This window comes from Kitasatospora sp. NPDC036934 (assembly GCF_055608425.1).
On record NZ_JBVJQR010000002.1, the window covers coordinates 226,066 to 249,477 of the forward strand.

Consider the following 23,412-nt stretch of genomic DNA (forward strand, 5'->3'; position numbering starts at 1 on the left):
TCTACAACCCCGAGGGTGCCGCGCCCGGCTCGCCGTCGGAAGGGTGGGGGTGACGGTCGGCGTGACGCAGCTCTCAATTCGAGCGCCTTCAGGACACCAGCGCACGTTATCCGGGCGGACGCCCGTACGTAAGGGGGTTCTCGGTATCGGTTTCGGTCGGGTGTGGCTGGATCGCACCGTTACGGCACCCAGGACGATAGGCCTTCTGTACGGTGATATGGGAGGCTTTGGGCGTGACTGATAACGGACATATCAGGGTTTTCCTGCTCGATGACCACGAGGTCGTCCGACGGGGCGTGCACGACCTGCTGTCGGTCGAGGACGAGATCGAGATCGTCGGCGAGGCCGGCACGGCCGCTGAGGCGCTCACCCGGATCCCCGCGGTCCACCCCGACGTCGCGGTGCTGGACGTCCGGCTCCCGGACGGCAACGGGGTCGAGGTCTGCCGGGAGATCCGCTCCCTGATGCCCGAGATCAAGTGCCTGATGCTGACCTCCTTCTCGGACGACGAGGCGCTGTTCGACTCGATCATGGCGGGCGCCTCCGGCTACGTCCTCAAGGCGATCCGCGGCACCGACCTGATCACCGCCGTCCGGGACGTCGCGGCCGGCCGCTCGCTGCTCGACCCGGTCGCCACCAGCCGGGTGCTCGCCCGGCTGCGCGACGGCGGCGAGAAGGAGGACGAACGGCTGGCCCAACTCACCAAGCAGGAGCGGCGGATCCTCGATCTCATCGGCGAGGGGATGACCAACCGTCAGATCGGCAACGAGTTGCACCTGGCCGAGAAGACGGTGAAGAACTACGTCTCCAGTCTGCTCGCCAAGATGGGGATGGAGCGGCGCACCCAGGCGGCCGCGTACGTGGCCCGACACCAGGCCGATCATCAGTACTGATACGGCCCTTCACACATGTGATGATTTGTCAAGGGCCCCCACCAGGGGGCCATAACCTCTGCACGTGACTTTCAGCCAGACCCTCGCCTGCGCCCCGGCCCGCCCCGACCTCTCCGCACCGCCGATAGGGACCCTCAGTCCACCGGTACCGCGCAGCGCACTCTCCGAGGTCCTGGCCCGCTTCCGGGTGGGGCGGCCGCTCACCGTCGAACCGGTCGCCGAGGGCCTGCTCAACCGGGGCTACCGGGTCACCACCGAGGCCGGCGCGTACTTCCTGAAGTGCTACGTCGACGCCGCCACCGCCAACCGCCCGAAGATCCTCGCCCACCACCGCGCGATGACCGACCTGCACGCCCTGGGGCTGCCCGTGGCGCCCCCGTTGAGCTGCTCCGGAGGCGGCGGGACGGTGGCCGGACTGAACGGCCGGCTGTTCGCGCTGTTCCCCTGGGTGGATGGCCGACACCGACACGGTACCGAGCTGGATCCGTCGGGGTGCGACGCGCTCGGCGCGCTGCTCGGCCGGCTGCACGGCGCGCTCGACGACGTCTGCGCCCCCCTCGACCAGCCCGCCGGCTACCACAGCGCCGACCCCCGCGACAGCGCCGAACTGGCCCGCGAGCTGCGGCGACGAGCCCGCGGCCACCGCCCCAACGGCGACTTCGACGCCCTCGTCGTCCGACGGCTCGACGAACGGCTGGAACTGCTCGCCGAGCACGCCCACCGCCGCCCCGAACCGTTCGCCGCCCCGCCCACCGGCTGGACCCACGGCGACTTCCACGGCCTCAACCTGCTCCACGGCGAGGGCCCGGGCGGCGACCGGATCACCGGCGTGCTCGACTGGGACAAGCTCGGCCCGCAGCCGCGCGCCGAGGAGGCCGTCCGCGGCGCCACCCTGCTCTTCAACGACCGGGCCACCGGCACCCTCGACCTGGTCCGGGTCCGCCGCTACTCACAGGCCTACCGGGCGGCCGGAGCCGCCACCGCCGAGCAGCTGGCCGCCGCCGTCCACCGGGTCTGGTGGGAGCGGCTGAACGACTTCTGGATGCTGCAGTGGCGCTACCAGCGGGCCGACCACCGGGCCGACCCGCTGTACCCCGCCTCGGCGGGCCAGTTGGCGTGGTGGTGCCAGGAGTACGAGCAGGTCCTGGACGCCTTCGCCAACTGATCCGTCAGCCGATGGGCGGCGGCAGCGTGCCGCCTCCGCCGGCCGGCTTCGAGGGCGACACCGGCGGGGGGGTGTTCCCGCCGCCCGCGGTCGGCGACGCCCCCGATGTCGGACCACCGGTCGCCGACGAACTGGCCGTCGCGGAGTGGCTGGCGGTCGGCGTGGGGGTCGGGGTCGGGGTGTGCTTGCCCGTACCCGGCGACGGCGACGTGTTGTTCTCGCCGCCGGTCCCGCCGGTCCCGCCGTAGCCGCCGGAGCCGGTCGGCTGGCTCGGCCGCCGGGTGCCGGAGGTCGACGGCGGTGGGGTCGGCTGGCCGTTCTGGGTCGGCGTGGTCGGCTCGGTGGTGCTGACCACCGGTGCGGGCGTCGTGGGCGTCGTCTGGTGGTCGGTGCCGCCACCACCGCCGCCGCTGAGCGCGAACGCGATCCCGGCGCCGGCCGCGACCAGCACGGCGATCCCGCCGGCCACCCAGCCCCACGGCCCGCGCCGCCGACCGCCGTGGTCGTCGTGGTCGTCCTCGCCGCCACCGCCGTACGAGCCGCCGGACCCCTGGTAGGGGGCGGGGGTGTGCGGGCCGCCCGCCGAGTACGGCAGCACCGAGGTCCGGTCGCCGGCGCCGACCGCGCCGAAGGCCTGGGTGGCCGCCGCCTGGTCCGGCCGGAGCACCTGGGTGGCCCCGGTGTCACCGGGCATCCCGGCGCCGGCCCAGGCGGCCCCGCCCGCACCGTGCATCTCGCGCAGCGCGTGCTGGAGGTGGGCGCGGAACTCGTCGGCGTCCTGGAAGCGGTCGTCCGGGTTCTTGGCGAGCGAGCGCAGCACCAGCGGGTCCAGGCCGACCGGCACCCGGCTGTTGGTCTGCGAGGGCGGCACCGGCGGGTCCTGGACGTGCTGGTAGACCACCGAGAGCGGGGTGTCGCCGGTGAACGGCGGCCGCAGCGTGAGCAGCTCGTAGAGCATGCAGCCGGCCGCGTACAGGTCGGAGCGGTGGTCGACCGGCTTGCCGAGCGCCTGCTCCGGCGACAGGTACTGCGGGGTGCCCATGACCATGCCGGTCTGGGTCATCGTGGTGGCCCCGCCGGTCAGCGCCCGGGCGATGCCGAAGTCCATCACCTTGACCGCGCCGGTGTTGGTGATGATCACGTTGGCGGGCTTGATGTCGCGGTGCACGATGCCGTTGCGGTGGCTGTAGGCCAGCGCCTCCAGCACCCCGGCGATGATGATCAGCGCCTGGTCGACCGGCGGCGCCTCCTCGTCCACCAGCAGCTCGCGGACGGTCCGGCCCTCGACCAGCTCCATCACGATGTACGGCGTGGACTCGTCGCCGAGGTACTCCTCGCCGGTGTCGTAGACCGAGACGATCGAGTGGTGGTTCAGCGCCGCGACGGCGTGTGCCTCGCGGGTGAAGCGCAGCCGGGCGACGTCGTCCTGGGCCAGCTCGCCGCGCAGCAGCTTGACCGCGACGGTGCGGCCCAGCCGCACGTCCTCGGCGGCGAACACCTCGGCCATGCCGCCGCGGCCCAGCCGGTGGGTCAGCCGGTAGCGGCCGTCACCGACCGTGCCTATCGGAACCCCGCGACCGGGAGTCTGCGGTCCGCCGCGGCCGAACGGCGGCAGCGCGGAGGTCGCGGCGTCGCTGCCCGGCTCGGGGATCCTCGGCGTGCCGCCGGTCCGTCCGACCGCTCGGGCACCCGCCTCGTCGTCCGGCTGCTGCGTCTGTGCCATCGCTCCTCGCCCCGGGCGTTCGCTCGGATCGCGGTGCCCTGTCGCTTACGTATCCCCGAACGCTACCGCTTCCGGCGGGCCCCCGTGACACCCGCAGAACGGCGGGAAACCGTCAGAGCAGCCCGTTCCGGTCGGCCTGCGGGTCCACCAGGACGACCGCGGCCGGGCGCTCGGAGTGGAACTTCCCGCCGGTGCTGTTCTGCGCCTTGTTGACCACGATCGCGATGATGATGCCCGCCAGCACCAGCACGCCGACGATGATCGCGATCACCACGAAGGCCGTGGAACAGCCGCCGCTGCTGGGCTTCGGCTGCTGGTACGGCGGCATCGTCTGCGGGCCCGGCGGCATCGGCCGCGGGCCCTGCTGCGGCCCCCCTTGCTGGAGGAACTGCGGCTGGGGGGTGTGCGGCGCCTGTGGGCGCGGGGTCTGGTAGGCCGGCGGCGGGGTCCGGTACTGCGGCGTCGGCGGCTGGGGCTGCCCCTGCTGGAGGTACTGCGGGTGCGGGGTCTGGTAGGCCGGCGGCGGCGTCTGGTACTGCGGGGCCGGCGGCTGGGGCTGCCCCTGCTGGAGGTACTGCGGGTGCGGGGTCTGCGGCGCCTGCGGCGTCGCGTGCACCGAGCGCGGTCCCTCCTTGATCACCAGTGGGGAGCTGGCCTGCAGCGCGTGCCCGGCCCCGCCGCCCTTCAGCTCGGCGATCAGCCGCTCCGCCTCGTCCCGCATCGCGGCGGCGCTCTGGAAGCGGTGCGCCGGGTCCTTGCGCAGCGCCTGCGCCACGAAGGCGTCCACCACGGGGGTGAGCGAGGCGTTCAGGCTGGAGGGGGCCGGCGGCTCCTCCTGGACGTGCTTGTAAGCGATCGAGAAGGCCGAGTCGCCGTCGAAGACCAGCTGGCCGGTGAGCATCTCGAAGAGCATCACGCCGACCGAGTACAGGTCGGAGCGGGCGTCGACCGGCTTGCCGAGCGCCTGCTCGGGCGAGAGGTACTGCGGGGTGCCGACCACCATGCCGGTCTGGGTCATCGAGGTGACGCCCGACTCCAGCGCCCGGGCGATGCCGAAGTCCATGACCTTGACGTTGCCCTTGCGGTCGAACATGACGTTGCCGGGCTTGATGTCGCGGTGCACCAGGCCCATGTCGTGCGAGGCCTCCAACGCGTTCAGCACGCCGACGATGACCCGCAGGGCATCCTCGGTCGGCATCGCGCCGTACTGGGCGACCGCCTCGTTGATCGACTCGCGCAGGCCCATGCCGTCGATCAGCTGCATGACGATGTACGGCGTGCTGGAGCCGTCCGGGGCGACGTCCTCGCCGCTGTCGTACACCGTGACGATGTTCGGGTGCTCCAGCCGGGCCACCGCCTGGGCCTCGCGGCGGAACCGCTCCTTGAACGAGTCGTCCCGGCCCAGCTCGCTGTGCATGCTCTTCAGCGCCACCTGCCGGTCCAGCACGCTGTCGTACGCGAGGTGCACGGAAGCCATGCCGCCCTCGCCCAGCAGCCGCTGCAGCACATAGCGGCCGTTGCCCAGGGAGAAGCCCTCGGCCGCCGCGTTGCCGTGCTCGCTCATGGTCCTCTGCTCCCCCTCGGCGCGGTGGTCCTGCCGCAACCGTGACGTTCGGTCTCGTCCGTACGTGGTGGGCCCGGCCCGCTGGCCCGGCGAACCCCTGTCGCGGCGGCTCCACCGGCCTGCGACAGGGGTCAGGGTATCGGCTTCCGCCGACGGTGCTCGGCCCAGGGCCGATCCTGCCCCCGGACCACCCGCACCCTGCTGCGGCGGCGCGGTCCGGGGCGGATCCTCGTGGTACGTCCGGACCCCGCGGCGGGCCCGGTGGGCCTACAGGTACGGGCCGGAGCGGATGCCGCGGCTCTGGCCCGGGTCCTCCTCGTCCGCCTCGCCCCCGTGCAGACCGGGCGGCAGCGCGCGGCGCATCTGCTCCAGCTGCGCCCGGGCGGCCATCTGCTGGGCGAACAGGGCGGTCTGGATGCCGTGGAAGAGGCCCTCCAGCCAGCCCACCAGCTGGGCCTGGGCGATCCGCAGCTCGGCCTCGGTCGGGATGGTGTCGTCGGTGAACGGAAGCGAGAGCCGCTCCAGCTCGGCCACCAGCTCCGGGGCCAGCCCGAGCTCCAGCTCCTTGATCGAACTGGCGTGGATGTCCTTCAGCCGGACCCTGCTCGCCTCGTCGAGGGGCGCCGCCCGGACCTCTTCCAGCAGCTGCTTGATCATGCTGCCGATCCGCATGACCTTGGCGGGCTGCTCGACCATCTCGGTCACCGGGAGCTCGCGCGGCACGTCCGCCTCGTCGTCCCCCTCCATCGGCGCCCCGGCGAACCCCTGGCCCACGGGCAGTCCGTCCGGTCCGACGATCAGCACCTTCTGGCCGTCCTGCGACTGCCCGCCGGCGGCCCGGAAGGGCTCCTGCGACGAGCGCTCGTTCATCGGATTCGTCATGAACAACATTCTCTCTCACTGGGGTTGGTCGGGCGGAAGCCCCCGTGCGTCCCGCCGTCCTGCGCCACCCCCCGACGACCGTACGCCCCCACGGCCCGCCCGGGAATCCGTACGGCTACTCGGTTCCCGCCCGGCCGCACACAGCACCTCCCCCATCACCCCGCGAAACCCACCCCACCCAGGAGGGCCGCACTCCGCGAACCCCCACCGAATCTCCACGCCCCGGGCCCCGAAGCGCCCCGTCTCAGCCCTTGCGCAGACGCAGGCCGATCAGCCCCAGGCCGCAGCCGATCAGCCCCAGGCCTGCGCCCAGCGGCAGCTGGAGCGTGGAGGGGTCCTGCCAGCGGGCGGGGAGGATGGCGGGGACGGCCGCGGCGGCCACGGGCTGGCCGGAGGCCGCCGTGACGGTGTCCTGGTCGGCGGCCGGAGCGGAGTCGTCCGGGGCGTCCGAGGTGTCCGAGGTGTCCGGGGCGGCCGGGTCCTGGCCCTGCTCGGGCGACTGCTCGACGGCCTGGTCCGGTGCCTGGCCGGGCACCTGGTCCGGCAGCTGGCCGGGAGCCTGGTCCGGCACCTGCTCCACGGCCGTGTCCGGGTGCTCCAGCACCGCCGCGGGGTGGTGCCGGTGGGCCCGGAGTCCGGCGAGGTCCGGGCGCGACCGGTCGGGCGCCGGGTACTGCGGCGGCGCGGCCTTCGGCGACGGCCCCTCCGGCTCCGTCCAGGCCTGGTCGTCATCCGCCGCCGGGCCGGACGGGTCGTCCGACCCGTCCTGGTCGTCGGCACCCGTCGCCGGCCCGTCCGGCTCGGCCTGGTCGTCGGCCCCGGTGGCCGAGGAGTCCGCCGGAGCCGAGGAGTCCGCCGGCACCGAGGCGGTCGGCGCCGGCTCGGCGGCCGCCACGGTCGCGGCGGCCAGCGGGAGGGTCAGTCCCAGCACGGCTGCCGCGAACAGCCGGCGGGCACGGCGGAGCCGGGGGTCGGTGCGGTGGTGGAGCGCGGCGGGCAGCGGCCCGAGGACGACGTACGGAGGTGCGGCCACGGTCGGAGTCCTTCCGACGGCCGACCGCGCCCGGGGCGGGGTCGGCGGTGGGACAGCTCCGGACCAGCCTCACACACTCCGACAATCGCGGCATTTCGGACGCCGGCGCACCCGCCGCGCAGCCCGTCAGGCCTTCAGCACCACCTTCCCGACCTGCTCCCCCGCCTCCAGCACCCGGTGCGCGTCCCCGGCCGAGGTCAGCGGCAGCACCCGGTCCACCACCGGCTTCACCACTCCGGACTCGACCAGCGGCCACACGTGCTCCCGCACCGCCGCCACGATCGCCGCCTTCTCCGCGAGCGGCCGCCCGCGCAGGTTGGTGGCGATCACCGCGGCACGCTTGCGCAGCAGCGCGTTGAGGTCGAGTTCGCCCTTGGCCCCGCCCTGCAACCCGATGATCACCAGCCGTCCGTTGACGGCCAGGGCGTCCACGTTCCGCTGCAGGTACTTGGCACCCATGATGTCCAGGATCACGTCCGCCCCGGCCCCGCCGGTGGCCTCGCGCAGCACCTCGACGAAGTCCTGCTCGCGGTAGTCGATCGTGATGTCGGCGCCCAGCTCGGCGCACCGGGCCAGCTTCTCGGCGCTGCCCGCGGTGACCGCGACCCGTGCGCCGACGGCCTTGGCCAGCTGGATCGCCATCGTCCCGATCCCGCTGGCGCCGCCGTGCAGCAGCACCGTCTCGCCGGGCCGCAGGTGGGCGGTGAGGAAGACGTTGGACCACACCGTGGAGGCCACCTCGGGCAGCGCCGCGGCCTGCTCCGGGCTCAGCCCCTCGGGCAGCGGCAGCAGCTGCCCGCTCGGCACCGCGACCTTCTGCGCGTAGCCGCCACCGGCCAGCAGCGCGCACACCCGGTCGCCGACGGCCCAGCCGGCCACACCCGGCCCGAGCGCGACGATCCGCCCGGCGCACTCCAGCCCGGGGTAGGGCGAGGCGCCGGGCGGCGGGTTGTAGAAGCCCTGCCGCTGGAGCAGGTCCGCACGGTTGACGGCGGTGGCCGCCACCTCGACCAGGACCTCGCCCTCGCCGGGCACCGGATCGGGGACCTCGGCCCACACCAGTGCCTCGGGGCCGCCGGGTACGGGAATCGTCATCGCATGCATGCCCCGAACCTACTTCGCCCTACGGCGATCCGGGGTTCAGGCCCCGCCCGGACCGGCCGACTTGATGACGATCACCCGGTCGGTGAGCTGCAGCACGGCGGCCTCCGGCTCGGTGTAGTTGAGCACCCGTCGGCCCCGCACCACCGCGAGCACCAACTCCTCGCACTCGCGCGGACCGTGCCCGGCCTCGGCCCGGGTGACCGGCCGTTCGACCACGTCCAGCCCGTTCCCGTAGGTGAGCAGGTCCTCCATCACCGCTCCGGCGTGCGGGCTGAGCATCGACAGCCCGAGCAGCCGCCCGGCCGAACTGGAGCTGGTGACCACGACGTCGGCACCACTCTGCCGCAGCAGCGGGGCGTTCTCGTCCTCCCTTACGGCGGCGACCACGGTGGCACCCTTGTTCAACTGGCGCACCGTCAGGGTGATCAGCACCGCCGTGTCGTCCCGTTCCGGGGCGACCACGATCCGGGCCGCGCCCGGTACCGCGGCCCGCACCAGGGTGTCGGTGCGGGTGGCGTCACCGACCACCCCGACCAGGCCGTGCTGGGAGGCGTGTTCGATGACCTTGCGCTGGGGGTCGACGACGACGATCTCCTCCGCCTTCACCCCCTGCCCGAGCAGGGTGTCGACGGCGCTGCGCCCCTTCGTCCCGAAGCCGATGACGACGGTGTGCTCGCGCACGGTGGACCTCCAGCGGTTCAACCGCCATTGCAGACGGGTGCGTTCGGTGAGCACCTCCAGCGTGGTGCCGACCAGGATGATCAGGAACACCACGCGCAGCGGGGTGATCACGAAGATGTTGGTGAGCCGGGCGCCGTCGCTGTACGGGGTGATGTCGCCGTAGCCGGTGGTGGAGAGCGTCACGGTGGCGTAGTAGGCCGCGTCCAGGAAGCTGAGATCGCCACCCGCGTTGTCGTGGTAGCCGGCCCGGTCGAGGTACACGATCACCGAGGTGGCGACCAGCACGGCGAGCGCCAGCAGCAGCCGGGAGCCGACCTGCCGCACCGCGGGCGCGGTCCGCCGGGCGGGCAGCACGATCCCGGCGTCCGCCCACGGCTCCGTGCCGGGCGCCGAGATGCGCCTCAGCCGGCTCATCCGCCCACCTCGCTCCGCCCGCTCACGGCGCCTCCACCAGTTCGACGGCCTCCCCCGCGCCGGCCCCGCCGGGCGGGACGACGGCCAGCGCCTCGGCCCGGGCGAGGCCGCGCAGCATCGCGGGCCCGTCGAAGGCGAGCGGGACGACCCCCGCGGCGGTGCGCCGCACCGGCTGGAGCCGGGTGTCCACCGGGTGTCCGGGCAGCGGGACGGCCGTCGGGGCGAGCGCGGGCGCGGTGGCACCCCGCCCGCCGCGGGCGTGCAGCAGCGGCAGGGCGAGGGTGACCATGCCGGCGACGGCGGCCAGCGGGTTGCCGGGCAGGCCCACCAGATGGCGCCCACCGGGGAGTTCGGCCAGCAGCATGGGGTGTCCGGGGCGGACGGCCACGCCGTCGACCAGCAGTCGGGCGCCGGCTTCGGCGAGCGCCCGGTGCAGGAAGTCGACCGGCCCGGCAGCCGTTCCGCCGGTGGTGACCACGACGTCGGCGGTGGAGTGCCGCAGGGCGTCCCGGAGCAGCCCGAAGTCGTCGCGGACACACCGGACTTCGGCGACCTCGGCACCGGCCGCCCGCAACCAGGGCGGCAGCAGCGGGCCCAGCGCGTCCCGGACCAGCCCCGGGCCGGGGATCCCGGCACGGAGCAACTCGTCGCCCAGTATGAGCAGTTGGACGACCGGGCGACGGCGCACGGCGAGCCGGTCGTGGCCGCAGGCGGCGGCCAGGCCGAGCACGGCGGGCCCGACCACCGTCCCGGCGGGCAGCAACTCCTCGCCCCGGCGGCACTCCTGGCCGCGCGGGCGGACGTCCTGACCGGTGGTCAGCGGCTGCGGGCCGCGATCGCGCAGCAGCGTGCCGTCCGTCCGGCCGTGTTCGCGGCGCAGTACAGCGGTCGCCCCGGGCGGCAGTTGGGCGCCGGTGGCGATCTCGACGGCGCTGCCGTCGGCCAGCGGGGCCACTTCGGTGCGGCCGGCCAGCACCTTCCCGGCGACCCGCCAGGGCCCGGGGCCGGCGACCGCCCAGCCGTCCATCGCGGAGGTGTCGAAGGCGGGCAGGTCGGTGAGCGCGCCGAGCGGTTCGGCGAGGACGTGTCCGAGCGCTTCGGCCAGCGGGCGCCCGATCTCCGGCAGCGGGCGCAGCCCGGCCCGGCGCGCGGTCTCCCGGGCGCGCGGCCAACTCAGCACGCCGGGGCCGGTGACGGGGGCGGTCACGGTGGTCTGCCCGACCGCGCTCACGGCTCGCCCGGGCTGTCGTCGCCCGGGCTGTCCCCGGCCGGGCCGTCCTCGGCCAGCGCCCACCGCTCGGCGAGCGCCGCGGTCCGCCGGGACGCCTCGGCGACGGCCTCCGCCCCGCCGCCCTGCCGGGCGGCCGCGTAGCCGACCAGGAAGGCGGTCAGCGGCGCGGCCGGCCGGGCCACCCCGTGCGCGACCACCCGGGCCGTGTCGAGCAGTCCCCGGACGTCCACGTCCAGGTCGATGCCCAGGTCGGCCTTGACCTCGGCGATCCAGTCTTCCAGCGTGCGCTCCATGCGCCCATGCTGCCTGATCGGTGGTTTCCCCGAGGTGTTCGCCCCGTGTGCGGCGCGCGTCGTTTCCCTCACGGTCCGGGGCCGGAACCGGTGAGGGCCGGTCAGGACTTCTCCCGCTCCCGGGCCTGTTCGAGGTCCTCCCAGGTGTCGCAGTCGTACGCGACGTCGTCCGTGTCGGCGACCCGCAGCCCGGCCAGTCCGCCGACGAGGCGGCGCAGCGGCTGCCCGGCCGGGTCGCCGAGGGCGGCGAGCGCGGCGCGCAGCTGGGCGGTGCGGTAGGCGGCGGCGAGCGGCTGGTCACGGCCGCCCGCGTCGACCAGCAGGGCGGCGTCCACGGTCGACCCGGCCCCGTCGAGGGCGTCTGCCAGCCGGTCCACCGTGCGCCGGTCCAGGAAGGGCAGGTCCGCGGCGAGCAGCAGCACGAGGTCGGCGGTGACCAGGTCGAGCCCGGCCGCGACGGCGGCGACCGGCCCGCCGCCGGGCGGCTGCTCCCTGGTCCAGTGGACACCCGCGCGCGCGGTCGGCCGGGCGGGGCCGACCACGACGGTGGTCCGGGCACCGGTGCAGGCGGCGAGCACCCGGTCCAGCAGGGTCGTCTCCCCGACGGTCAGGCCGGGTTTGTCGGCCCCGCCGAGCCGCCGGGCCGAGCCGCCGGCCGGAACGATCACGTCGTACAGCGTCGCCATGCGGCCAGTATCCCGTCCTACTCGCTCGCCCCGTCCTCCGCCTCCGCCTCGGCTGCCGGGGAGGCCGCCCGCGCGGTGTTGGCGGCGGCGCCCAGCTCCAGGAAGGACGGCAGGGTGAGCTCCCCGTACCGCTCGTTCATCGCCGTGACCAGAGCCTCCGGGTCGTCCGGGTGCTCGGCCAGCAGCCGGTCGAAGTCCTTGAGGTACTCCCCGGTGAAGGCGAGCACCCGGTCCGCGTCGTCGCCCTGCTCGGGGGCGCGGTGCCCGGCGATGACCCGGTCGACGCCGAGGTCGGCGATCCGGCCGAGGTTGTGGCCCCAGGTGGTGCGCTGGGCCGGGGTCGTGTCGGCGGTCCAGACGTGGGTGCCGTTGCAGGCGAAGTCCCCGGCGATCACGGTCCGGATGCTGGGCACGTGGACGACGGTGGACTCCCCGCAGTCGGCCTGGCCGAGCAGCAGCACCGGGATCACCTGGCGGTCGAGCATCAGCGGCTGCGGCAGCAGCGGGGCGGGGACCAGCGGGTGGTCCGGGATGTCGTCGCCGTAGACCGGCTTCCACTGGGCGACCTTGGCCACGACGGTCCGCCGGATGCCCTCGACCACCGCCGGGGCGGCCAGCAGCTGGGCGTCCGGGAAGAGCCTCAGCACCTCCTCGGCCCCGAAGTAGTGGTCCGGGTGCTGGTGGGTGATCACGATGGCGAGCAGCCGACGGCCCTTGCCCGCGACCCACTCGGCCAGTTCGCGCCCGGCGCTGCGGGTGAGCTGGGCGTCGACCAGGATCGCGGTCCGCTCGCCGAGGATCAGCGTGGAGGTGGTGAAGAAGGCCGACTCGGGCCCGGTGAAGACGGCGACCTCCAGCGGAGGGGCCGGGCGCTCGGCGTCGTCGGCGGCCCCGGGCGCGACGGGCTCGGTGTCGGCCCGTTCCGCGCCGGCGCTCTCCTCGGGCGGGGACGACGTCACGGGCTGCTCCCTCTGGTTCGGCGGTCGGACTCCTTGCGCCCTACAGCATGGGAGCACCGGCGGCCGATTGCGCGGGAGGCGCGCCCGGCGGGGCGCGCCTTCAGGGGCAGGTCACACCGCGGCCCGGGCGGCGAGTTCCTTGCCCCGGCGGGCGGCCTGCTCCAGCGCCTGCGCCTTGGACTCGACGGCCCGCGGGACGAACTCGGCCAGCTGCGGGACGCTCGCCGCGAGGGTGAGCTCCGGGACGATGAAGTCGACCTCCAGCCCGAGCCCGCCGCCCAGCACCTTCTCCAGGTAGGTGGTGACGAACTCGTACGGCTCGCGCGGGGCGCCCGGGCCGTACGAACCGCCGCGGGAGGCGACGACGGTCACCGGGGTGCCCTTGGCGGAGGGCCGGTCGCCGGCGGTGCGGCCCATCAGGATCACGTGGTCCAGCCAGGCCTTGAGGGTCGACGGGATCGTGAAGTTGTACATCGGGGCGCCGATCAGCACCGCGTCAGCGGATTCCAGCTCGACCATCAGCTGCTCGCGGAGCGCGAAGGCGGCGGCCTGCTCGGCGGTGCGGGCTTCGGCCGGGAGGTATCCGGCGGTGATGCCGGCGGCTTCCAGGTGCGGGAGCGGGGCGGCGGCGAGGTCGTGGTGGATCACCGTGCCGCCGGGGTGTTCGGCCTGCCAGGCGTCCCGGAACGCGGCCGTGACCTCGCGGGAGACGGAGCCGTCGGTGAGCGCCGAGGAGTCGATGTGCAGCAGTGTGGGCATGGCAGAGCCTCCAGAGGATAAGTAGCTACGGTTTCCGTCGCAGCTGCAAGTAACGTAGCAGCTTACTTTTCTATAGTCACTAGGGACGGGTCGAGTAGGCTGGAGCCATGGCCGAGCCCCAGGTAGTCCCCGACGCAGCTCCGACCGCCGTCGACGCGGGCGCCCCCGAGGGCCACGGCGGCTGCTTCAACGTCGAGCTCGCCCTCAACCGGGTGTTCACCCTGCTCGGCAAGCGCTGGACCGGTCTGCTGCTGGGCGTGCTCAACAACGGCGGCCCCGCCCACTTCTCCGAGCTGCGCCGCACCGTCCCGGGCATCAGCGAGCGGATGCTCTCCGACCGACTGACCGAGCTCACCGAGGCCGGACTGGTCGTCCGCGAGGTCGACCCCGGCCCCCCGCTGCGGGTGAGGTACCGGCTCACCGAGAGCGGGATCGCGCTGAAGCCGGCCCTCACCGAACTGGCCGTCTGGGCCGACCGCTACCTGCCGGAGGACGCCCTCAAGGGCGGCTGCTGACCCGCCCGGCCGCACCCGGACACGCCGAAGGGCCCGCCCGCCGACAACGGCGGACGGGCCCTTCGTGCAGCTGCTCAGCCCTGCGCGGCACCGCCGCGCAGTCGAGCCACCCGGTCGGCGACGCCCCAGGACGTCACCCGCCAGAGCGCCTCGACCACGATGCTGCGGCTCATCTTGGAGGCGCCGAGCTCACGCTCGACGAAGGTGATCGGCACCTCGGCGACCTTGAAGCCCGCCTTCACCGTGCGCCAGGCCAGGTCGACCTGGAAGCAGTACCCGGCCGAGGCCACCTCGTCCATGCCCAGGCCCAGCAGGGTCTCCTTGCGGAAGGCCCGGTAGCCGCCGGTGACGTCCCGGATCGGCACGCCCAGCATCAGCCGCGAGTAGGTCGAGCCGCTGCGCGAGAGCAGCAGCCGGGACTTCGGCCAGTTGACCACCCGGCCGCCCGGCACCCAGCGCGAGCCGAGCACCAGGTCTGCGCCGCGCAGCGCGCTCAGCAGCCGGTCCAGCTCCTCGGGCTGGTGCGAGCCGTCCGCGTCCATCTCGACCAGGACGTCGTAGCCGTTGTCGATGCCCCAGCGGAAGCCCGCGAGGTAGGCGGCGCCCAGGCCCTCCTTGCCCTTGCGGTGCATGACGTGCACGTTCTGGTCCTCGGTGGCCAGCTTGTCGGCCAGCTCGCCGGTGCCGTCAGGGCTGTTGTCGTCGGCGACCAGCACATGGGCCTCGGGCACCGCGGCCCGGACCCGGCCGACGATCCGCTCGACGTTTTCCGCCTCGTTGTAGGTCGGGATGATCACCAGGACCCTGCCGAGATCAGCAAAACTCTGCTGGTTCACGGTCACGTACAAACCTCTCGGCCGATGGCGGGGAGTATCAGAACACCGTCGCCCGCACTCTGGAACGCGGCCCCGCCGACAGCCCGCCGACGGGATGACCACGGTGGAGAATGCTGCGGGGGGCGAAGACTACTGCGTCCTGGCATCCTACTACCGCGCCCGGGAACCACCGGTCGGACCACGGCACTCCCACCGGATGGCCGCCGTTTCCCCGCGGGCGACCCAGGTCAGCTAGGGTCGATGCCCTTGCCCGTGCCCGGGCCGCCCCGTCAGCGAAGGAGTAGGACCGCGCGCATGGACAGGCTCGTCAACACCGTCCGCCCGTACGCCTGGGGGTCGCTCACGGCCCTGCCCGAGCTGCTGGGGCAGGAACCGACCGGCGAACCGCAGGCCGAGCTGTGGATGGGCGCCCACCCCGGCGACCCGTCCCGCGCCGACCGCGGCGAGGGCCCGAGGCGGCTGGACGAGCTGATCGCGGCCGACCCCGAGGGCGAACTCGGCGCGGCGAGCGTGGCCCGGTTCGGCCCGAGCCTGCCGTTCCTGTTCAAGGTGCTCGCCGCGGGCATCCCGCTGTCCATCCAGGCCCACCCCACACTGGACCAGGCCCGGGCCGGCTTCGCCGCCGAGAACGCCCTCGGCATCCCGCTGGACGCCCCCGGGCGCAGCTACCGCGACGACAACCACAAGCCCGAAATGGTCTGCGCGCTGGGCGAGTTCGAGGGCCTGTGCGGCTTCCGCCGGCCCGGCGCGGCGGCCGCGCTGATGGCCGCCCTCGGGGTGCCCGGGCTGGCCCCGGTGATCGCACTGCTGTCGGTCGGGGCCCCCGGCGGCCCCGAGGCCGAGGCCCGGGCCCTGCGCGACGCCCTGGCCGCCCTGCTCACCATGGACGACGAGACCGCCGGGCGGACCGTCCGGGACACCGTCGCCGCACTGGCCGGGACGGACCCGGACGGCGAGCACGCCCCGTACGCCAGGATCGCCAAGGACTTCCCGGACGACCGCGGCGTGCTCGCCGGCATGCTGCTCAACCACGTCCGGCTGCGGGCCGGCGAGGCGCTCTACCTGGGCGCCGGGGTGCCGCACGCCTACCTGTCCGGGGTCTGCGTGGAGCTCCAGGCCAACTCGGACAACGTCCTGCGAGCCGGCCTCACCCCCAAGCACATCGACGTGCCGGAACTGCTCAAGGTGGTGCTCTTCGAGCCCTGCGCGCCCGAGGTGGTGCACCCCGTCCCGGTCGGGACCACCCCCGGCGAGCAGCTCTACCCCGTCCCGATCGACGAGTTCCGGCTCTCCCGCTTCGAGCTGGCCGGCGTCGAGCGCGAGATCGACGGCCGCACCCCGCAGATCCTGCTCTGCACCGAGGGCGCCGTACGGCTCACCGCCGCCGACGGCACCGTGCTGGACCTCGCCCGCGGCCAGTCCGCCTTCCTCCCGGCCACCGGCACCCCGACCCGGCTCTCCGGCGCCGCCGGCACGCTCTTCCGCGCCACCGTCACGGTCTGAGCCCGCCCGGAGGGGCGGGTACGGCGAAGGGCTCGCCCCCAGTGGGGGCGAGCCCTTCGTGCTGTTCGACGGGTCAGCCGCCCGGGGATCCGGCCCCGGCCGGCACCGTCTCCTCGGCCGAGGCCGAGGTCGAGGCCGAGGTCGAGGCCGAAGCAGAGGTCGAGGCCGAGGTCGAGGCCGAAGCAGGAGTCGAGGCCGGGACGCTCACGGCGGCGCCGGCCGGCACCGCGAAGGCGAGCGGCGGCAGCTCGCCGCCGGGCCAGCGGCGGTCGACCCACTTGCCCACCTTGCGGCCCACCTTCTGCACCGGGAGCTCCACCAGCTTGTACATCACCCAGCTCGCGATCATGATCACGGCGAGGTACTCGACCGTCCACAGCACCTTGCCGCCGGTCGTCGGCGGCACCTTGGGCACGTCCAGCAGGTAGTGCAGGGTGTGCAGCACCGGGACGTGCAGCAGGTAGAGCGAGAAGCTGATCCCGCCGAGCCAGGTCAGCGGCTTCGGGAAGCGGCGCTTGCGCAGTGCGAAGCCGATCCCGAAGGTCAGCCAGGCGCCGAGGTAGGAGCCGACGAAGGCCCGCGGCCCGGCCGTCCAGGTGTTGTTCTCCATGCCGCTGTGGTTGTAGAAGAACGCGACGGCCACGCCCGCGGCCATCACGAAGCCGCAGCAGAGGACGGCCTGCAGGCGGTCGATCTGGCCGCGCTCGGCGCGGTAGACCGTGGTGCCGGCGAACATCGTGGCGAAGATCATCAGGGTCTCGAACATCGGGGCCCGGCTGTTGTTGTACATCAGCACGAAGGCCAGCACGCCGAGCGTGATCGCGCCGATCCGGGTCAGGTTCGCCCGGCCGCTCAGCACGCAGGCGAAGGCGAAGAGCACGATCAGCACCACGCCCCAGACCAGGTTGTGGGTCGAGGCGGCGTCGACGGTCATGGTGTGGGACGCGATGGAGGTCCCGAAGATCACCGCCACGGCGGCGAAGGCCACCGCGATCGGGGCGCTGCGACGGTGCTGGCCGACCGCGAAGAGCGCGGTGACCATGTAGTAGAAGGCCATCTCGTAGCTCAGCGTCCACATGACGCCCAGGCCGTTCCAGACGCCCATGAAGTCCTGCAGCATGGTCGTGTTGGCGGCCACGGCCACGAAGTTGTGACCGGTGGCGAAGAGCGCGACCGAGCCGTCGCCCTTGGGGATGATGGCCAGCGCCACCGCGATGCCGATGATCACCGGCGGCCAGAGCCGGAAGAACCGGCCGATCCAGAACGCCCGGACGTTCCCCCGGCGTTCCAGCGAGGCGGGGATGATGTAGCCGCTGACCAGGAAGAACAGCATCACGCCGTACAGGCCGAGATCCCCGTGCCACCAGATGAAGGTGGCCAGCCGGTCCGGCAGCAGCTTCAGGACGTCGAAGTGGTGCAGGGCGACCACGAGGGCGGCCACACCGCGCAGCGCGTCGAGCCAGCCGAGCCGGGCGGCCGCACCGCCCGCCCGGGCCTGCGTGCTTCCCCCGGACTTACGGGCGACCGGCAGTCGTATCGTCTTCACCGCAGGGACAGTAGTCCATCTGCGTCACGTCCCCGCCTCCGGCGCCGTCGCCCACCTCGGCGGCACCGCCCCGAGCACGCCCGTCCGGGCCGGGCTCGTCCGGACCCACCGCCCGGAGGCGGCCGCCCTCGCCGACGCCCTGTTCCGCGCCGAGCGCCCGCCGCACTGCCTGAGCCGGTTCCGACCGCCGACCGGCCGCCCCGCCCGGGGGCGGCCCGGGACCGTCAGTCCCGGGTCATGTCGACGAAGCGCGAGTAGTGGCCCTGGAAGGCCACCGTGATGGTGGCGGTCGGGCCGTTACGGTGCTTGGCGACGATCAGGTCGGCCTCGCCCGCGCGCGGGGACTCCTTCTCGTACGCGTCCTCGCGGTGCAGCAGGATGACCATGTCGGCGTCCTGCTCGATCGAGCCGGACTCGCGCAGGTCGGAGACCATCGGCCGCTTGTCGGTGCGCTGTTCGGGACCACGGTTCAGCTGGGACAGCGCGATGACCGGGACCTCCAGCTCCTTGGCCAGCAGCTTGAGGTTCCGGGACATGTCCGAGACCTCCTGCTGACGGTTCTCGGCCCGGCGGGAGCCGCCGGACTGCATCAGCTGGAGGTAGTCGATCACGATCAGCTTGATGTCGTTGCGCTGCTTGAGCCGGCGGCACTTGGCCCGGATCTCCATCATCGACAGGTTCGGCGAGTCGTCGATGAACAGCGGCGCCTCGCTGACGTCGGGCATCCGGCGGGCGACCCTGGTCCAGTCGTCGTCCGTCATGTTCCCGGAGCGCATGTGGTGCAGCGCGACCCGGGCCTCGGCGGAGAGCAGGCGCATGGCGATCTCGTTGCGACCCATTTCGAGCGAGAAGATCACGCTCGGCAGCTTGTGGTGGATCGAGCAGGCACGGGCGAAGTCCAGCGCGAGGGTGGACTTACCCATGGCGGGGCGGGCCGCGATGACGATCATCTGACCGGGGTGCAGCCCGTTGGTGAGCTGGTCGAAGTCGGCGAAGCCGGTCGGCACGCCGGACATCTGGCCGTTGCGGGAGCCGATCGCCTCGATCTCGTCGAGGGCGCCCTCCATGATGTCGGCGAGCGGTGCGTAGTCCTCGTTGGTGCGCTGCTCGGTGACGGCGTAGATCTCCGCCTGGGCGGCGTTGACGATCTCGTCCACGTCGCCCTCGGCCGCGTAGCCCATGCCGGCGATCCGGGTTCCGGCCTCGACCAGGCGGCGCAGCACCCCGCGCTCGGCGACGATCTGCGCGTAGTACTCGGCGTTGGCCGCGGTCGGGACGGAGTTGACCAGGGTGTGCAGGTAGGAGGCGCCGCCGACGCGCTGCAGCTCGCCGCGCTTGGTGAGCTCGCCGGCCACGGTGATCGGGTCGGCCGGCTCGCCGCGGGCGTAGAGGTCGAGGATCGCGCCGTGGATCATCTCGTGCGCGGGCCGGTAGTAGTCGGCCGGCTTGAGCACCTCGACCACGTCGGCGATGGCGTCCTTGGACAGCAGCATGCCGCCCAGCACGGACTGCTCGGCGGCGAGGTCCTGCGGGGGGACGCGCTCGAAGCCGTCGACACCGCCCTGGCCGTCGTCGTCCCGGCGGTCCCGGTCCTTGCCGTTCTTCCCGAAGCCGCCCTTGCGGAAGCCCTCGCCGCGGCCGCCACCCTGGCCGCTGCCCTGGCCGCCGCGGTTGCGGGAGACCGGCAGCCGGTCGCCGGGGCCGTCCGGGAAGGGGGCGTCGTCGAAGGCGCCGGCCGGGAAGGGATCCTCGGCGTTCTGCCAGTCCTCCTCCGGCGGCGGCGGGGCGTCGTGGTCGTCGTACTGGGGGCCGGTCACGCGTGTTCCCCGATCAGCGAGTGGTGCGAAGTTGGAGCGGGCCTTGCCGGTGGCTGGGTGGAGCGGAGCCGCTCCTTTTGTACGCCACGGCACCGACAAATCGGACGCCGGGGTGGTGAGAGTGTCGGGCGGAGGGCCAACGCTAAGGCGCCGGACGCCCTCGCGCCAAGGCGGTTATCCACAGGGGGTGTGGACGAGTGGCCCTCGACTGTGGAGAACTGCCGCAAAGCTGTGGACACCCCTGTGGAAGCTCCTGTGGATAACCGGACGATCGATCCACCGTCAACCTGCTGACCTGCGTTTACCTCTTCCGGGGCCTGTGCATGAGAAATTCTTCACACACCGCCGAACGGCCGTGGACACGGACCGGACGGAGCTCGCCGCTCACAGTTTCGAGTAATGACTGAAAAGGCCATTGGTCTATTACCTGTGGATGAGTACCCTGGAGCGCATGAGCACCGCCCCCACCGATCCCTCCGGACGCAGCCGCGACCGCCGCAGCCACGACCGCGAGATCCTCGCCCTGGCGGTGCCCGCCTTCGGCGCCCTGGTCGCCGAGCCGCTGTTCCTGCTGGCCGACTCCGCGATCGTCGGCCACCTCGGCACCCCCCAGCTCGCCGGGGTCGGCGTCGCCTCCGCCGCCCTCACCACGGCCACCGGGGTGTTCGTCTTCCTCGCCTACGCCACCACCGCCGCGGTGGCCCGCCGAATAGGCGCCGGGGACCGCCGGGGCGCCGTCCAGCAGGGCGTCGACGGCCTCTGGCTGGCGCTCGGCCTGGCCGTCCCGGTGGTGCTGCTCACCCTGCTGCTGGCTCCCTGGGCGGCCGAGCTGCTGGGCGCCTCGCCGACCGCGGCGCCGTACGCCGTGACGTACCTGCGGATCAGCTCGCTGGGCATCCCGGCGATGCTCCTGGTGCTCGCCGCCACCGGCGTGCTGCGCGGCCTCCAGGACACCCGCACGCCGCTGGTGGTGGCCGTGGCGGGCTTCACCGCCAACATCGGCCTGAACGCCGGCCTGGTGTACGGCGCCGGCCTGGGGGTGGCCGGCTCCGCCTGGGGCACCGTGCTGACCCAGACCGGGATGGCCGCCGTCTACCTGGTCGTGGTGGTCCGCGGTGCCCGCCGGGAGCGGGCCTCGCTGCGGCCTGACGCAGCCGGCATCCGGGCCGGGGCCAGGGCGGGCGGTCCGCTGCTGGTGCGCACGGTCAGCCTGCGCGCGGTGCTGATGATCGCCACCGCGGTGGCCGCCCGGCTCGGCGACGACCAGGTGGCCGCGCACCAGATCGCCATGACGCTGTTCAGCTTCCTGGCCTTCGCTCTGGACGCCATCGCGATCGCCGGGCAGGCCATCATCGGCCGCTACCTGGGCGCCTCGGACGTCCCGGGCGCCCGGGCGGCCACCCGGCGGATGGTCGAGTGGGGGCTGGGCTCCGGGGTGGTGCTCGGCCTGCTGGTGGTGCTCGCCCGCCCGCTGTACGTCCCGCTGTTCACGCCCGACCCGGTGGTCCAGGGGCAGCTGCACACGGCGCTGCTGCTGCTCGCGCTCAGCCAGCCGGTGGCCGGCCTGGTCTTCGTGCTGGACGGCGTGCTGATGGGCGCCGGGGACGGCCCGTACCTGGCCCGGGCGGCGCTGGCCACCCTGGCGGTGTTCACCCCGGCGGCCCTCGCGGTGCCCGCCACCGGCACCGGGCTGGCCGGGCTGTGGTGGGCGATGAACCTGTTCATGCTGGTCCGCGCGGTCTTCCTGGTCGCCCGCGCCCGCGGCGGCCGCTGGCTGGTCACCGGGGCCGTCCGGAGCTGACCGGAACGACCGAGGGCCGGACTCCCCGAGCGGGGAGTCCGGCCCTCAGGCCACTGCTACGGAACTCAGGCAGCCACGACGGCGACGTCGAGGTTGGCCACGACGTCCGAGTGCAGCTTGACCGAGACCTTGTGGGTGCCCACGGTCTTGATCGGCGAGCCGATCGCGACGGCGCGCTTGTCCACAGCCGGGCCGCCGGCGGCCTTGATGGCCTCGACGACGTCGGCCTGGGTCACCGAGCCGAACAGACGGCCGGCCTCGCCCGAGCGAACGGCCAGCTTGACCTGGACGCCCTCGAGCTTGCCCTTGACGTCGTTGGCGGCGTCGAGGGTCTGGATCGCGTGGATCTTGCGGGCGCGACGGATCGCGTCGACGTCCTTCTGGCCACCCTTGGTCCAGCGGATGGCGAAGCCACGCGGGACCAGGAAGTTGCGGGCGTAGCCGTCCTTGACCTCGACGACCTCGCCGGCGGAGCCGAGACCCGGGACCTCGTGCGTGAGGATGATCTTCATTACTCGGTCACCCTCTCTTAGCGCGCGGTGCTGGTGTAGGGCAGCAGCGCCATCTCACGGCTGTTCTTCACGGCCGTGGCGACGTCACGCTGGTGCTGGGTGCAGTTGCCGGTGACCCGGCGGGCACGGATCTTTCCGCGGTCGGAGATGTACTTCCGCAGCAGGTTCGTGTCCTTGTAGTCAACGTAGTTGACCTTGTCCTTGCAGAAGACGCAAACCTTCTTCTTCGGCTTGCGAGCAGGCGGCTTCGCCATGGTGTGCTCCATTTGGGGTTCACGGCCCGGCCGGCGTCCGGGGACGCCTGCGGCCGGGCCGCACGAAATCTGTCAGCTCTTTAGAACGGGGGTTCTTCCGAGAAGCCGCCACCGGACGGGGCGCCGCCCCAGCCGCCGCCGCCCTGGTTTCCACCGGACGGAGCGCTGGACGCCCAAGGGTCGTCGGAGGGGCCGGACTGACCGCCGCCGGAGTTTCCACCCCAGCTGCCGCCGCCCTGCTGGCCGCCACCGTTGCCGCCGCCCCAACCGCCCTGGCCGCCGCCCTGCTGGCCGCCGAAGCCGCCACCGGGGCCGCCGGGGCCACCGGACCGGTTGGCCCGGGTGACCTTCGCGGTCGCCGAGCGCAGGCTCGGGCCGACCTCGTCGACCTCGACCTCGAAGACCGTCCGCTTCTCGCCTTCCTTGGTCTCGTAAGACCGCTGGCGCAGTCGGCCCTGCACGATGACGCGCATGCCACGCTGCAGCGACTCGGCCACGTTCTCCGCCGGCTGACGCCAGACGTTGCACGTGAGGAAGAGGCTCTCGCCGTCCTTCCACTCGTTCGTCTGACGGTCGAAGGTGCGGGGGGTGGACGCGATGCGGAACTTCGCGACCGCCGCACCCGACGGGGTGAAGCGCAGCTCGGGGTCGTCGACGAGATTGCCGACGAGGGTGATGACGGTCTCGCCTGCCATGGTGGTGATGACCTCTCGGGAAGATGTCCGTTCACCGCTGTTTCACGTGAAACAGCGGACGCGAGCTACCCGAGACCCGAAGGCCTCAGAGGTGGCTCAGTGGGTGTCCGGGCGCAGGACCTTGGTCCGGAGGACCGACTCGCTCAGGCCAAGCTGGCGGTCGAGCTCCTTGACGACCTCAGGCGTGGCCTTGAGGTCGATGACCGAGTAGATGCCCTCGGACTGCTTGTTGATCTCGTAAGCCAGACGGCGGCGACCCCAGGTGTCGACCTTCTCGACCTTGCCGCCGGCGTTGCGGACGACGGCCAGGAAGGACTCGATCAGGGGGGAGACAGCGCGCTCCTCGACCGACGGGTCGAGGATGACCATCAGCTCGTAGTGACGCATGAGTAACCCACCTCCTTTGGACTCAGCGGCCACGGTCTCTCCGTGGCAGGAGGGTTGTGCGTAGCGTCGGCACCGGTGCGGTGACGACTCCGGCCCACCGTAGCGGCCGGGTCCGACAATCGGGCCCCGCCCACCCGGAAGAGGGTGTCACCCGTAAGA

Annotated in this window: 21 protein-coding genes and 2 pseudogenes; 6 read left to right on the forward strand and 17 right to left on the reverse strand. The window is 73.2% G+C overall.

The window, feature by feature from the left end:
• Positions 1 to 233: 233 nt before the first annotated feature.
• Both ACZ7BZ_RS03785 and ACZ7BZ_RS03790 read left to right on the forward strand, forming a co-directional pair.
• On the forward strand, positions 234 to 893 hold the full coding sequence (locus ACZ7BZ_RS03785; RefSeq protein ID WP_380458484.1) for a response regulator: 660 nt from the start codon (positions 234 to 236) through the stop codon (positions 891 to 893).
• A gap of 64 nt (positions 894 to 957) precedes the next feature.
• On the forward strand, positions 958 to 2,058 hold the full coding sequence (locus tag ACZ7BZ_RS03790; protein WP_470356960.1) for a phosphotransferase enzyme family protein: 1,101 nt from the start codon (positions 958 to 960) through the stop codon (positions 2,056 to 2,058).
• Positions 2,059 to 2,062: 4 nt separating this feature from the next.
• Here the strand turns inward: ACZ7BZ_RS03790 and ACZ7BZ_RS03795 are convergent, their stop codons facing one another.
• The 10 genes and pseudogenes from ACZ7BZ_RS03795 to ACZ7BZ_RS03840 all read right to left on the reverse strand — a co-directional run bounded on the left by ACZ7BZ_RS03795 (position 2,063) and on the right by ACZ7BZ_RS03840 (position 13,387).
• Positions 2,063 to 3,781, reverse strand: a complete 1,719-nt coding sequence (locus ACZ7BZ_RS03795) for a protein kinase domain-containing protein (RefSeq protein WP_470356961.1) — start codon at positions 3,779 to 3,781, stop codon at positions 2,063 to 2,065.
• 112 nt (positions 3,782 to 3,893) lie between these two features.
• On the reverse strand, positions 3,894 to 5,345 hold the full coding sequence (locus ACZ7BZ_RS03800) for a protein kinase domain-containing protein (RefSeq protein WP_470356962.1): 1,452 nt from the start codon (positions 5,343 to 5,345) through the stop codon (positions 3,894 to 3,896).
• Positions 5,346 to 5,612: 267 nt separating this feature from the next.
• Positions 5,613 to 6,227 (reverse strand): bacterial proteasome activator family protein, encoded by a 615-nt coding sequence (locus ACZ7BZ_RS03805; protein WP_380458476.1) that lies wholly within the window; start codon positions 6,225 to 6,227, stop codon positions 5,613 to 5,615.
• 244 nt (positions 6,228 to 6,471) lie between these two features.
• Positions 6,472 to 7,260, reverse strand: a complete 789-nt coding sequence (locus ACZ7BZ_RS03810; protein WP_470356963.1) for a hypothetical protein — start codon at positions 7,258 to 7,260, stop codon at positions 6,472 to 6,474.
• Between the two features lie 126 nt (positions 7,261 to 7,386).
• Positions 7,387 to 8,364, reverse strand: a complete 978-nt coding sequence (locus ACZ7BZ_RS03815) for an NAD(P)H-quinone oxidoreductase (RefSeq protein WP_470356964.1) — start codon at positions 8,362 to 8,364, stop codon at positions 7,387 to 7,389.
• Between the two features lie 36 nt (positions 8,365 to 8,400).
• Entirely contained in the window at positions 8,401 to 9,459 is a 1,059-nt protein-coding gene (locus ACZ7BZ_RS03820) for a potassium channel family protein (RefSeq protein ID WP_470356965.1), read from the reverse strand.
• Between the two features lie 22 nt (positions 9,460 to 9,481).
• Positions 9,482 to 10,666, reverse strand: coding sequence for a molybdopterin molybdotransferase MoeA (locus tag ACZ7BZ_RS03825; protein WP_470356966.1), 1,185 nt, complete (start codon positions 10,664 to 10,666; stop codon positions 9,482 to 9,484).
• Positions 10,667 to 10,686: 20 nt separating this feature from the next.
• Positions 10,687 to 11,669, reverse strand: a pseudogene (locus tag ACZ7BZ_RS03830) (NTP transferase domain-containing protein).
• A gap of 17 nt (positions 11,670 to 11,686) precedes the next feature.
• Entirely contained in the window at positions 11,687 to 12,628 is a 942-nt protein-coding gene (locus tag ACZ7BZ_RS03835; RefSeq protein WP_470356967.1) for an MBL fold metallo-hydrolase, read from the reverse strand.
• Positions 12,629 to 12,739: 111 nt separating this feature from the next.
• The gene (locus ACZ7BZ_RS03840) at positions 12,740 to 13,387 is read right to left on the reverse strand and encodes an FMN-dependent NADH-azoreductase (RefSeq protein WP_470356968.1); all 648 of its coding nucleotides are present in this window, start codon (positions 13,385 to 13,387) and stop codon (positions 12,740 to 12,742) included.
• 107 nt (positions 13,388 to 13,494) lie between these two features.
• On the opposite strand from ACZ7BZ_RS03840, the gene ACZ7BZ_RS03845 reads away from it, so the two are divergent.
• Positions 13,495 to 13,902 carry a winged helix-turn-helix transcriptional regulator gene (locus ACZ7BZ_RS03845; RefSeq protein ID WP_470356969.1) on the forward strand — a complete coding sequence of 136 codons (408 nt, stop codon included), beginning with the start codon at positions 13,495 to 13,497 and terminating at the stop codon, positions 13,900 to 13,902.
• Positions 13,903 to 13,976: 74 nt separating this feature from the next.
• Here the strand turns inward: ACZ7BZ_RS03845 and ACZ7BZ_RS03850 are convergent, their stop codons facing one another.
• Complete coding sequence (locus ACZ7BZ_RS03850; RefSeq protein ID WP_380458460.1) at positions 13,977 to 14,744, reverse strand: polyprenol monophosphomannose synthase; 768 nt, start codon at positions 14,742 to 14,744, stop codon at positions 13,977 to 13,979.
• Positions 14,745 to 15,032: 288 nt separating this feature from the next.
• On the opposite strand from ACZ7BZ_RS03850, the gene manA reads away from it, so the two are divergent.
• On the forward strand, positions 15,033 to 16,241 hold the full coding sequence (gene manA, locus ACZ7BZ_RS03855) for a mannose-6-phosphate isomerase, class I (RefSeq protein ID WP_470356970.1): 1,209 nt from the start codon (positions 15,033 to 15,035) through the stop codon (positions 16,239 to 16,241).
• A 73-nt stretch (positions 16,242 to 16,314) separates the two neighbouring features.
• On the opposite strand, the gene ACZ7BZ_RS03860 is transcribed toward manA, so the two are convergent.
• Positions 16,315 to 17,787: an acyltransferase family protein gene (locus tag ACZ7BZ_RS03860; RefSeq protein WP_470356971.1), complete on the reverse strand. Its 1,473-nt coding sequence runs from the start codon at positions 17,785 to 17,787 to the stop codon at positions 16,315 to 16,317.
• Between the two features lie 52 nt (positions 17,788 to 17,839).
• On the opposite strand from ACZ7BZ_RS03860, the pseudogene ACZ7BZ_RS03865 reads away from it, so the two are divergent.
• Positions 17,840 to 17,968, forward strand: a pseudogene (locus ACZ7BZ_RS03865) (GNAT family N-acetyltransferase); the annotation flags it as partial.
• A 43-nt stretch (positions 17,969 to 18,011) separates the two neighbouring features.
• Here the strand turns inward: ACZ7BZ_RS03865 and dnaB are convergent.
• Positions 18,012 to 19,604, reverse strand: coding sequence for a replicative DNA helicase (dnaB, locus tag ACZ7BZ_RS03870; RefSeq protein ID WP_470356972.1), 1,593 nt, complete (start codon positions 19,602 to 19,604; stop codon positions 18,012 to 18,014).
• A 451-nt stretch (positions 19,605 to 20,055) separates the two neighbouring features.
• On the opposite strand from dnaB, the gene ACZ7BZ_RS03875 reads away from it, so the two are divergent.
• Entirely contained in the window at positions 20,056 to 21,405 is a 1,350-nt protein-coding gene (locus ACZ7BZ_RS03875) for an MATE family efflux transporter (protein WP_470356973.1), read from the forward strand.
• Between the two features lie 65 nt (positions 21,406 to 21,470).
• On the opposite strand, the gene rplI is transcribed toward ACZ7BZ_RS03875, so the two are convergent.
• The 4 genes from rplI to rpsF form a co-directional block, all read right to left on the reverse strand.
• On the reverse strand, positions 21,471 to 21,917 hold the full coding sequence (gene rplI, locus ACZ7BZ_RS03880) for a 50S ribosomal protein L9 (RefSeq protein ID WP_380458452.1): 447 nt from the start codon (positions 21,915 to 21,917) through the stop codon (positions 21,471 to 21,473).
• Between the two features lie 17 nt (positions 21,918 to 21,934).
• Positions 21,935 to 22,171 carry a 30S ribosomal protein S18 gene (rpsR, locus tag ACZ7BZ_RS03885; protein WP_030059640.1) on the reverse strand — a complete coding sequence of 79 codons (237 nt, stop codon included), beginning with the start codon at positions 22,169 to 22,171 and terminating at the stop codon, positions 21,935 to 21,937.
• An 80-nt stretch (positions 22,172 to 22,251) separates the two neighbouring features.
• On the reverse strand, positions 22,252 to 22,866 hold the full coding sequence (locus ACZ7BZ_RS03890) for a single-stranded DNA-binding protein (RefSeq protein ID WP_470356974.1): 615 nt from the start codon (positions 22,864 to 22,866) through the stop codon (positions 22,252 to 22,254).
• A gap of 96 nt (positions 22,867 to 22,962) precedes the next feature.
• On the reverse strand, positions 22,963 to 23,253 hold the full coding sequence (gene rpsF / locus ACZ7BZ_RS03895; RefSeq protein WP_188298654.1) for a 30S ribosomal protein S6: 291 nt from the start codon (positions 23,251 to 23,253) through the stop codon (positions 22,963 to 22,965).
• Between the last annotated feature and the right edge of the window lie 159 nt (positions 23,254 to 23,412).